General features: G+C 37.4%; 8 protein-coding genes. 3 read left to right on the top strand and 5 right to left on the bottom strand.

Annotated features, from left to right (window positions below; genetic code table 11):
- Positions 1-19 precede the first annotated feature (19 nt).
- Entirely contained in the window at positions 20-586 is a 567-nt protein-coding gene (locus Q4597_RS15715) for a VOC family protein (RefSeq protein WP_303407045.1), read from the bottom strand.
- 307 nt (positions 587-893) lie between these two features.
- Here Q4597_RS15715 and Q4597_RS15720 point away from each other — a divergent pair, with 307 nt between their 5' ends.
- On the top strand, positions 894-1,793 hold the full coding sequence (locus Q4597_RS15720) for a DUF1080 domain-containing protein (RefSeq protein WP_303407046.1): 900 nt from the start codon (positions 894-896) through the stop codon (positions 1,791-1,793).
- A gap of 29 nt (positions 1,794-1,822) precedes the next feature.
- On the top strand, positions 1,823-2,821 hold the full coding sequence (locus Q4597_RS15725; RefSeq protein ID WP_303407047.1) for a family 16 glycosylhydrolase: 999 nt from the start codon (positions 1,823-1,825) through the stop codon (positions 2,819-2,821).
- A gap of 293 nt (positions 2,822-3,114) precedes the next feature.
- Here Q4597_RS15725 and Q4597_RS15730 read toward each other — a convergent pair whose 3' ends face one another.
- Together Q4597_RS15730 and Q4597_RS15735 are read right to left on the bottom strand one after the other, a co-directional pair.
- Positions 3,115-4,359: a family 43 glycosylhydrolase gene (locus tag Q4597_RS15730; RefSeq protein WP_303407048.1), complete on the bottom strand. Its 1,245-nt coding sequence runs from the start codon at positions 4,357-4,359 to the stop codon at positions 3,115-3,117.
- A gap of 167 nt (positions 4,360-4,526) precedes the next feature.
- Positions 4,527-5,744, bottom strand: coding sequence for a family 43 glycosylhydrolase (locus tag Q4597_RS15735; protein ID WP_303407049.1), 1,218 nt, complete (start codon positions 5,742-5,744; stop codon positions 4,527-4,529).
- A 489-nt stretch (positions 5,745-6,233) separates the two neighbouring features.
- Between Q4597_RS15735 and Q4597_RS15740 the strand changes: the two genes are divergently transcribed.
- Positions 6,234-7,817 (top strand): tetratricopeptide repeat protein, encoded by a 1,584-nt coding sequence (locus Q4597_RS15740; protein ID WP_303407050.1) that lies wholly within the window; start codon positions 6,234-6,236, stop codon positions 7,815-7,817.
- Between the two features lie 140 nt (positions 7,818-7,957).
- On the opposite strand, the gene Q4597_RS15745 is transcribed toward Q4597_RS15740, so the two are convergent.
- Both Q4597_RS15745 and Q4597_RS15750 read right to left on the bottom strand, forming a co-directional pair.
- The gene (locus Q4597_RS15745; protein WP_215913247.1) at positions 7,958-9,556 is read right to left on the bottom strand and encodes a hypothetical protein; all 1,599 of its coding nucleotides are present in this window, start codon (positions 9,554-9,556) and stop codon (positions 7,958-7,960) included.
- An 11-nt stretch (positions 9,557-9,567) separates the two neighbouring features.
- Complete coding sequence (locus Q4597_RS15750; RefSeq protein ID WP_289038223.1) at positions 9,568-11,286, bottom strand: RagB/SusD family nutrient uptake outer membrane protein; 1,719 nt, start codon at positions 11,284-11,286, stop codon at positions 9,568-9,570.
- Positions 11,287-11,299 lie beyond the last annotated feature (13 nt).

Here is an 11,299-nt window from a genome sequence, read left to right on the forward strand (position 1 = left end):
ATAGGTAATTTTGTTTAAATCAATCCCAACCGGAAAGGCCAATAATTTCGCCATTGGGTCCTACAAAAAATGTGTATTTGTCACGAGCGTAGTTTTCATTTTCCAGTTCGTAACCTTCTTCTTTTAGCTTATCGCCAATTGGGACAATGTTGTTTACTTTTAGCATAAAATGGTTGTGGTTGGTGTTTCCTATAGGACCTATTGTATCTATAAATTCGGGAGCCGTTAGTGATAGCCCAATAGTCAAATCATCGGCCTTTAGTTTCATTACAAGCATTCCTTCAAGTCCAGGTCCGTGAAGTACTTCGGCATCGGCCATTTTAAATCCCAATATTTCACGGTATAACTTTAGGGTCTTTTCAAGTTCCAATACGTGCACACTAATGTACTTTAAACCTGTAACCCTTGCTTCTTCCGTGCTAGCTGCCTCAATAGCTTTAGGAGAAGAATCTGATGTTTGTGCAAAACCATAATTAATGCCTGCTAATACAAAAGCTACTAAGAAGCAGATTTTATAAAGTGAATTTAGTGAACTGTGGTTTTTTTTTGTTCTGTGACTAGTAGTAGCCTTCATAATAACTTTCATAATAAATATCGTTTTGTTAAAACTATGATATTATATGATAATCTTAAGCTCAATATAGCTTAACAAAAACTGAACATTTGCAATGTTCAAGACCTGCAACCATAGACATTTTGCACTGCGCTTCAATAAAAACTGAACAATTAATTATTGGTCGGAAATTCGCAGGTTATGGTAAATATTTCTTTGTAAAATTACAATACATGCATGCTTTGTGTAGCCCTAAAACCTGCTTGTCAGAATGGTTTTAATCGTTTGAAATCAGCTAAAAAATCAATAGGGTAAACGGCAATAACCAACAATAAATAATATGAAACATTTTACACTTTATTTACCACTTTTCTTTCTTGTGATTTCCTGTTCTGAGATAAAAAATGAGGAGAAAAAAAATCTTGAAGAAACATACGAGTGGGAAGAATTAATAGATAAGGATTTAACCCAGTGGGACAATTATTTGAGCTATCAGCACCAACCCGGTTATGACGGTTCCGTACCACTAGATGAAAATGGGGAAGAAATAGCTCCGATAGGTTTAAACAATAGCGACTATACCGTTTTTTCAACGGTGAAAGAGGGCGAGGAAACCATTATCAAGAATACGGGAGAATACTATGGTTGCCTGATTACTAAAAAGGAGTATAAGAATTATCATTTTCAGTTAAAGTACAAATGGGGGGATAAAAAATGGGCCTACCGAAAAGATTTATTGAAAGACTCTGGAATATTGTACCATTCCGTGGGGCCAATGGCTGTTGAGTACTGGCGTTCATGGATGCTTTCTCAAGAATTTCAGATAATGGAGGGGCATACGGGAGATTTTTGGAGCCAGGCTAATTCTGCCATAGATATTAGGGCGTACAAACCGGAATCTGTTTTGGATCCATTGGCGCATGAGTCACAGGAGTATTTACCAATTGGTATGGGTAGTCCGTATAACAATTATTGTTTACGAAGCGGAAATTATGAAAAACCACATGACGAGTGGAATACGCTTGAGTTGATCTGTTATGAGGGCAAAAGTCTTCATATCGTAAACGGAGAGGTTGTTATGATTTTGAAGAACTCAAGATATATAGATGAAAACGGTAAGGAAGTGCCGTTGATCCAAGGGAAAATTCAATTGCAAAGTGAAGCTGCAGAGGTGTTTTTTAAAGATATCAAGATAAGACAGATTGATTCGCTTACACAGCAGCAAAAAGCACTTTTCTAAATTAAGACAAATTATAAAGACAGTATCATATGAAGATTAACGTGTTTCTGGTATGTAGTATTATAAGTGCATTTATTGCGTGTTCGTCAAATTCTGACGATGATGAAGAAATGGATAAAGGTCCTGAAGACCCCATGCAAGTAGATGATAAGGAGGAAGACAAGGAAGATGAGATAGCACCTTTTCAACTTTCTGATTTGGACCCTGATTTACCTTCGTTTGTTTCTGTAGTTGATGATACCCCGGAGGGAATGGAGTGGGTAAAGGTGGAAGCCATGTCCGATGAATTTGATTCATGGGACGATGATAAGTGGTTTAATTCTTTTTGGAACTACGGTAACACCCCGGTTTCTATGCGAAGTGAAAACTCTAGCGTGGTAGATGGCAAACTAAATATTCAGGCCACGTTGGATGAGGGTAGTTCCCAATGGTTTCAAACGGCAAGAGTGCACTCCAAAACTAAAATAAGTTACCCTATGTACACGGAGTGTAGTATGAAAACCTCAAGTATTTCTGCGTTCAATACGTTTTGGCTGAACAATGGCGATATTGATGATAGGGATGAGATAGATATTGTTGAGAGCAATGCAAACCCAACTCCTGAGTGTAGTGATCAAACTACGAAACCAAGTAACTACCCGTGGGCTCCGTGGGATTTCCCAACGCAGATGAACTCACAGTATTTTATTGCTAAAAGTGGTGTTACGGAAAGGCATGAGGATAATTTTGATACGAGAATGTTATCGGATGCAAATCCTAACAAAGGAAAAACGTGGGATGAAACCTACCATATTGTTGGTGCTTGGTGGAAAGATGCTAGAACGGTTCAGTTTTATTTAAATGGAGAGCCAGCTGGTGTTGTTACCACTAACCAAGACTTTACAAGAGAGCTAGAGTTAATATTTGATCTATGGACATCTGAAGAGTGTTATTTGGGAGGTTTACCACAAAAGGAAGAGCTAAATGACGATTCTAAGAATACCATGCGTGTAGATTGGGTACGCACTTGGAAACTTGAAGAGAAATAGTAATACTTAACCTATTGGCATAGGATTATGTTTTAAATATAATGTGCAGAGTTTGTTTAAATTGAGTTAGTTTTCAGTTAGTTTAGTATGGGTTAGGGGCGTGGTTAAAACCAGGCCCCTTCCTTTTTTTAGCTGCCTTTTGCAGTTATATTTTGCAGATTTATTGTTGTTTGATATCAAAGGTAAAAAAGAGTTTACCCTATTCACCGACCTAAGGGAAATTCAATTTCCATTTCAGGTGGTATTAAAAATCAGGTGTAGTGTTGGAGACGCAATAAGTAGGTTGGTGCCCTTTATCTGGTGCCGGTATTCAATTTGAGGTTATAGTCATAGGTGTCATTTTTCATGTAGTCTTTGACCATTTGGTATTCTTCGTTTACCCTGTTGCCTTTTTCTAAGGACAAGTCGCATTCAAAACGAACAAAATGATAATTGGGATACAATTCATGACTAATTCCCCATGTTATGCCTTGTCCTGGGCTTGTGTTTACATCGGTAAAATTCCCTGGTCGGTAAGCACCGCCACCCTTGGGAATGGTTAAACCTTGAATTTTAGGGTAAAAATTTACTCCGTCTTCAGAAAATAGGATGCTGTTTCTTTCAGGTCCTTCAGGTAATGTAGCGCATACACCGTTACGATATGGCCATACCATGCTGCCATGTCCGCCCATTAAAACAGGGTTGTACTTAGATTTAATATATGGGCCTTCAGGGTTATTGGCTATTGCAACCCCTGTGGCTAAGGGTATATCGGCATGTTCTTTATTAAATTTACCCGGTGATACGTTAGGGGTCCATGGTAAGCGGCCATGACTTTTGTAGTATAGAAAATATTGTCCTCCCTTAACAAAAAAGGTGGGTTCGTGTATAACCTCGGCATCCCAACTTTCTTCAGAACCGGGTTTTAATATGGGTTCATCCAAAGCTTTCCAAGGTCCCGCCGGAGTGCTGGCTACGGACATGCCAATTACATTGGGTGTAAAATCTCCGGATGTTTTGAATTGTTTTGACCAGCGTGCATCTTCAATGCTTCTTGCTGCTTGATAAACTAGATAATACTTGCCATTTGCAAACAAAATATCAGGATTAAATACGCTACGGTGGTCATAACGCCCAGCTGTGCCACGCGAAATTGCCACTCCCTGTTCCTCCCAATTTAAGCCATCGGTAGAGGTTGCGTACCAAACATCGCACAAATCCCAGTGAAAAGCTCTTAGTGAATCGGTAGCGTCATTGGGGCCTACCACTTCGCTGTTAGATAGAGGTTTTGAATACCACATGTAATATTTACTATCAATCTCTATTACACTAGAGGGATAATAACGTTCTGCGCCGTCTTCAAACCCCTGTAGTTTTTTAAATGAAAATTGGGTATTATATTCATTGTACTTTTCGTAAGAAATCTGATTTTCGCGAAAACGCTTGTAAGAGGCGCTTTCGTACGTTTCTGGTTCTTTGTGCTGGCACGAAGATAAACTTACTAGTATCAGTGCTAAAACAATGTTTGTTCCAGTTATAATTATAGCCTTTGCTGTCATAAAACAGTGGGTTTTATTATTTTCTTAGCGATATCTTTATGTTCAAATGGTGTTACATTTTTACGAAAAATGAGGTTTAAGTAATATTCAACTTATTAAAAAGGACAGTAGCTACATGTAACATACTGTCCTTGCTTAATCAAACTCAACTCAACTCAACTCGTATTTTATTCTCCTTTGGCCCTATGTTGGGTCTTTCTTTCTGATGTAAAGCTCATAATACTTTGATAATCCCAGCTATTGTACATATGAGAAAGTCCCCAACTTAATATTTCTGTAGGTTCTTTTTCATTGTCTGCAGTTCTATTTAAGCCAATGGCATGTGCAGTAACTCCGGGAATGACGGACATTATTTCAAAATTAATACCGTCAGGTGCCCATTGAATGGTGTTTTTTTCTGGACCATCTGTAGTAATTAAGGCCGCAACACCACCATTGTATGGCCAAACACAAATTTCATGGCCGCTATTGCTAATTGGGTTGTATGGTGATTTTATGTATGGTCCTTCAGGTTTGTCTGCAATGGCAAGACCATGACGGATTTGTCTTCCGCCAAATGTAATTTCTTCTCCCATCTGTTCACCTTTGTAGTATAGATAAAACTTGCCATCAAAAGGAATAATACAAGGGTCATGAACCTTATGGCTATCAAAGTCGCCTTTTCTTTCAACAGCAAATCTATCTTGTTCTTCACCTTTCCAAATACCATTGTCGGCAGGACTTAATATAGGTTCTTTACTTTTCGTCCAAGGACCGTCAGGAGAATTGGACCAAGCTAGGCCAATTTGGTTTTTTACACGTACCGTATAGGGAGATTTTACGGTTTGGTAGCTCAAATAATATTTGTCTTCATGTTTCATGATTTCTACGGTAAATACCGATCTGTCATCATATTCCCCAGCTTTACCTCTAGGTACCGCTAAGCCTTCTTCTTTCCAAGTTTCGCCGTCTTCCGAAGTTGCATACCAAATGTCACAACGGTCCCAAGGAAATACCTTGTCGTTTTCAACATCGCCTCCAAAACCTTGTGTTGGTCCGGTATTTTTGGAATACCATACATAGAACTTACCATTTTCTTTTATGACAGCACTGGGGTCTCTACGTACAACACCTTCTTCATAGGCTAAATCTCCTTTCAACGGTTTTAAGTTAGAAAACTGAATAAACCATTCGTTTCCTAAATCTACGGGCCATTTTAAGGCTCTTTTAGAAGCGGCACTTAAATGATCTATATCTGTAATACCCAAATGGTCTATTTGGGCCTGAGTTACCCCTAAAGAGTCTAGTTTTTTCTGGTCATATGTCGTAACCTGGGCATAGCTATGATATGAAAGCATAGCGAAAAAGAGAAACGAATATAGGATTGTTTTGGTTCTAGAAATCATTGTAATAAGCGTTATTTAATTTATATGAATTTTGATGTTTCGTTTAAAGTGGGGCCGGTAAAATAGTTGTATTTAAATTTTGCCCATGTTTTGTTTCGTAATGGTACTTTTTATGAAATGTTTGGAAATAGACTAGTACGTTTATACTTGCATATTTACCTTTTCTAGGTTTTTGTTGGGTTTATTTTTATACTCACACTTAAAATCATGTGTTTTGGTTCTATTTTTTCTATTTGAGAAATCTGAACGAAAAATTGATGTATCAGTAATTTTTCCATTGTTATTTTGACAAATATTGGTTAATCGTGGGTAAAATCTTTGGTTTTCTTATGAATAAAAACTGAACATTCTTAAAAACTGGTTCAATTTTCATGAATTTCAACTAAGCAAATATTATATTGACTTTGACTAGGAAAAAAAGACCCGTGTTCAGTCTTGTATTTTCTAATGTTTAGTTGATTTTTAATTGTGGGGCAATAATTTTTAGATATGATGAAGCGTAGGAGATTGCTAAAAATGCTTAGTACTGTTTTTATTTTGAGCTGTTTGTTTGTAAAGGCCCAAGAGCCTTATGGTACAAATAAGTATATAGACAAGGCAAACCAACTAACAGCCAAAAATTTAGACAGTGCTATTTATTACCTGAAAGAAGGTATTGACTATTATTCGGAACAAAAGGATACCATAAATTTAATTAACAATCTTTGCCACTTATCTGAAGTATATGATAACGTGTTGGATTATGGAAAATCTTATGATGGATATTGGGAAGCGTTAATTTTAGCCGATCTATCCAATGATGATATTTCAAAATCCCGTATTTATCAAGAATTGGGTTGGTTGTATACCGCCTATAGAAGGGAAGAAGAATCATTGCGTTATTTTAATATGTCCCTTAAGCTTAAAAAACAGCTTTTTAAAGAGAAAAAGATAAGTCAGGATTATTTGGTCAGTAACTACTTTGCTATTGTAAATTGTTATAGGGTAAACCATAATTATATAATGGCAAAGACGTATCTAGATAGTTGTGAACTGTCCTTAAAAAAGATAGACCCCAATAAAAAATCATATTACGTAGAAACGGAAAAGGGCTATTTGGATGCCATTGCAGGAGATTATGAAAATGCATTGAACACGCTAAACGAATCTAAACTCTTTTTTGAAAAGAAGAGTCCTTCATACCTTACTATTGTCTATTTTTTATTAGGAGAGGTGTATAAACTAAAAGGAGATTTTGAGGAGGGAATAAAGTACTATAAGGAATCTCTTAAGTTCTCGGAAATGTATAATAAGCATTTGGGTTACAAGCTATTCAACTATGAGGTTTTGTCCGAGCTGTATTATAATCAAAACAGTTTTAAAGAAGCCTTTTACTACAATGATAAGGCACAAGAATTAAATGAAAATATATTCGGCAGAAAAAGTAAAAATCATAAACATTTATTTGAAATAAAAGATCGTTACAGACTTCAAAAAGAAAAAGAAAAGGCACTACTTAAAGAAGTACGAATTGAAAAGCTGGAAGACCAAAAAAGAATAGGTTTCTTACAAAATATCTTAATGGGCGTAATAGTGGTCTTTATGTTTTTATACGGGGTTCTTTTGTTTAGAAACCTAAGAAGAAAACACAAACTAGAAAAGCAAAAGACCAATGAGGTTATGATGTTAAAAAACAGGGAATTAACTGCGTCTGCCCTTCAACTGATTGAAAAGGAAGAATTTATTGCTAAACTAAAGCAGAATATTTCCAAAAGTGATGCCATAGACGCGAAGGCCATTCATAATATGCTCAAAGGTTTTCAAAATTCCCCAGGTGGAAATTGGAAGGAGTTTGAAGCACGGTTTACTTCTATAAACCAAAGCTTCTATGAAAAAATAAGGACAAAATATCCAGACTTGGGACAAACAGATTTAAAGCTTTGCGCTCTAGTAAAGTTAGGGTTTTCAAGTAAGGAGATGTCTTCTTTATTGGGCATTACAATAGAAAGTGTACATACTTCGAGATATAGGTTAAGAAAGAAACTTGGATTAGAAAAAGGAGAAAATCTTATAGATTTTATGTCCACAATTTAAAAGCGCTATATCTTCTAATATGTGGTATAAATAATACCTAAAAGAGTCAATACATAACTTGCAATTAAAAATGGGCAGCCTATTTAAAGACTGCCCATTTTACTATTTAAAATAGCGGTTAAGATTCGGGGGTTATACCTTTATGGTCTAACAGGAACTTCTGCTAAGAACATATCATCTATATGAAATTTAATAGCTTGTGGGTTGAACTCGTTATACCCTCTAATGAACCAACTTACTTCACCTGTAAAACCTGCATCAAATTCTTGTTTTTGATATACCCATTCTCCGGTAGGTAGGTCAGGAGTGAATACGGTAGGTATCAGTTCAAAAGCCCAGTTTGAAGGATATATTCTAATATCTGAGGATTCAGTACCTGAAGGAACTCCTGATAAGTCACTTTCTATATATATCCAGTAGCCAAACTCATATCTTTTACCTTCTTCAAGGGTTATTACCACAGGATTTCCACCGGCATCTCTATGTTCAACGATCATACCACCGTTGGGTCTAAAGTTGATATCGAGGCTCTTGGTTCCGGTGCGTGTGTTAACCACACCAATATCCAAATCATATTCGCCCCAATGACCTCCCCAACCTAGGTAAGCCCAATTATCAGGAGTTGATGTTTCTAATCCATAATCATATGGGGTAGAAGGGTAAAGATTGGCCAATTGGTCAAAATCTGTCAAAAGAACATCGGTAAATGCTTCTGACTCCACTTCATCAACGGTTGTAAGTTTCCCAGGCGTATAGCTTACGTAAACTTGGTCATCATTATAAAGTTGTTCTCCACTTAAATCAAGAATAACAATATTGGCTTCGTTCTTGTCTATGGTCGCCGTAGATATAACAGGATTGATCAGAATAGGATTCATTTCATCTCTGTTATTTTCTATTCTAACGGTAAAATCGGCTGGATCTACCGTGCTTCCATCTATTTCTCGGCTGAATTCTAAAGCAATCTTGTCTTCACGTTCGGCCACTCTATCCAAAGTTACCGGAGCGGAAGATGGTATTACTTTTATCACTTTCTCAAAAGAAAGGGTGTCCGCATCCGTTGGTCTAAACCTTGAGGCAATAAATTCAAGATCCCAAGACCCTAATCTATTGAACCGCATGTCTACCTCTTCTTCTGCACCGGAGTTTATAGTGGCAGGTTTTCCTCCATCCGAAGACCATGCAATTGCTTCCGGTTCGCCTATTGCGGTGTAGGTTAAACGAACGGAGTTACTGGCTTCTATTTCATTTTCTGCTCCGTTGGACAAATCCAATTCAGCTCCTACGCTCCCATCAGGGTTTACATGATAGGCCCTTAGTACAGATTTGATAGAATCAATTACAGTGATCACGATGGTGGTGTCCAACTGCTTGGTGTCGCTTGGAACCGTACTATCATCATTTCGAAAAACATTACCCTTAAAAGTTTGGCTTAGTTTAACGTCATATACTCCGGCCTTGTTAAAAACACCTTTTACTACCTCTTTGGATGAGGTATTAGCTTTCTCTCCTGAAATACGAGAGTTTTCGGGGAATGTCCATGTTCTGGTTTCAACTCCTCTAGAGATATCGCCAAAATCTATATGACCTCCAACAATTACTTTGTTTTGGAAATCCATTTCGGATGTTACGATAATTCTATGGTTCACATCGCTTATGTTCAGCTCCTCTTCTTTTTCGCAACTGAAGACAAGCAGAGCTAGGATGAAGAGTACACTTAAGATATTATATTTTTTCATGTCTAGCGGTTTTAGTTGTTTAAATTAGGATTGTTTAATACTTCTCCAGTAGGAATAGGAAAATAGTCATGTTGCGCCGAGCGATAATTTTGTGAGGATTGAATAAAGTCCGGTCTAACTCTTCCTGATATAAATAGAGGGGCCTCACCTTGTCCGGTCACATCTAAATTAGCTTCACGCCAAACTTCATCGGCACGTAAATCATCAAAAACCTCTTTAACAATACCCCAACGTACCAAGTCTTTATAACGATGTCCTTCAAAGCATAATTCTATTGCTCGTTCCACACGTTGAATATGCGTTAATACAGTTTGTGCATTTGCAACTACCAAAGGATGGTCTCCATGAACTTGTTTGCTTACGTGCAGCTGTGGAAACATGCCACCGTTCATATCCATATACTGTTGTAAAGTATAGACACCGGCTCTACTTCTTACCATGTCTATATATTCTATGGCAGTCATAAAGTCTCCGCTATCATTAAGTACGGCTTCGGCATACATTAATAAAACATCTGCATAACGGATATGTCTGAAATTAATACCACTACGTCCTCTTGGTGGTTCTGCATCTAGATGGTACCAGTTAGAGTGTTTTTTTAGATAGGCACTTTGTCCGCCTCCCCAACTTGCCTTTGCTTCTGCAAAAGGAGCAAGGTACCAGTCGCCTTCACCATTTCTAGGTGCAATGGTAGCATTCATTCTTCTGGACTCTAAGTTGGTGTCGTTTATAGAATTGTTGGGGTCTACTTCATCGTAAACCAACATTTCGTGCAAGTTGTAAGAAGCGATTACGGTATTAAAAGCTCCGTATTGTAGGTGCCCAACTTCGGTACTAAGGGTAGTAGATTCAGCACCCGCTCCACCATTGGTAGTATCATCTTCTGCAAAACCGCTATTACCAGGTTTTATATCAAAAGAATAATTTACTTCAAAAATAGATTCTTCATTAAATTCATTTTCGTGCCAGAAATTATCTTCAATATTTCTTGTTAAGCTATATATTCCAGAATCTATTACTTCTTTAAACAAAGTGGCTGCTTGCCCCCACTGTTCATCATAGAGGTATGTTTTACCTAATAACGAAGCTGCAGCACCCCAAGTGGCTCTACCTACATCGTTAGCTTCCCAAGATTCTGGTAAATTATTCATGGCAAACTCTAAATCTGGAATAATTATTTGCGTATTTACTTCTTCCATAGTAGATATGGACTTACTCAATTCTTGAATAGATTCTGCTACTCCATCATGTATCATAGCTCCTCCATAGGTATGAACAACTTGGAAGTAAAAGAAAGCCCTTAAAAAACGAGCTTGGCCCTCTATTTGCGCTTTGGCTTCATCATCAAGAGTCTCTTCGTCTACTTCTTCTAGTTGAGAAATAATAGTGTTTGCCCTAAAGATGCCAACATACAGTTCTTCCCATTTGTTGGTTAAGTGAATTTGCCCGTTTGTATAGGTTAGATTTCTAAACGGATAAGGCCTATACCAAGATTCAGTACCAGCAATATCTCCTAGCACAAATTCCTGCACTAACTCGGCACCACTAACGGAACGATATTGTAGAGCGCCATAAACCGCCGCGAGAGCAGCGTTAAAATGTCCTTCGTTTTTCCAAAAATTTGTCTCTGTAAGAGCATTTGGATTTTCTTCGTCTAAAAATGTACTTTCATTACAGCTAGCAATAATTAGTGCAAGAAGTACAAGACTTTTTGTTATTATTTTGTTCATTGATTTCATAGTT

The sequence above is a fragment of the Zobellia sp. 1_MG-2023 genome (assembly GCF_030549125.1).
Taxonomy (GTDB): Bacteria; Bacteroidota; Bacteroidia; order Flavobacteriales; family Flavobacteriaceae; genus Zobellia; species Zobellia russellii.

Bases quoted from the DNA above. Each gene is read 5' to 3' on its own strand.
- Q4597_RS15720 (WP_303407046.1), top strand. From the start codon at position 894: ATGAAACATTTTACACTTTATTTACCACTTTTCTTTCTTGTGATTTCC.
- Q4597_RS15750 (WP_289038223.1), bottom strand. From the start codon at position 11,286: ATGAACAAAATAATAACAAAAAGTCTTGTACTTCTTGCACTAATTATT.
- Q4597_RS15745 (WP_215913247.1), bottom strand. From the start codon at position 9,556: ATGAAAAAATATAATATCTTAAGTGTACTCTTCATCCTAGCTCTGCTT.
- Q4597_RS15725 (WP_303407047.1), top strand. From the start codon at position 1,823: ATGAAGATTAACGTGTTTCTGGTATGTAGTATTATAAGTGCATTTATT.
- Q4597_RS15740 (WP_303407050.1), top strand. From the start codon at position 6,234: ATGATGAAGCGTAGGAGATTGCTAAAAATGCTTAGTACTGTTTTTATT.
- Q4597_RS15735 (WP_303407049.1), bottom strand. From the start codon at position 5,744: ATGATTTCTAGAACCAAAACAATCCTATATTCGTTTCTCTTTTTCGCT.
- Q4597_RS15715 (WP_303407045.1), bottom strand. From the start codon at position 586: ATGAAAGTTATTATGAAGGCTACTACTAGTCACAGAACAAAAAAAAAC.
- Q4597_RS15730 (WP_303407048.1), bottom strand. From the start codon at position 4,359: ATGACAGCAAAGGCTATAATTATAACTGGAACAAACATTGTTTTAGCA.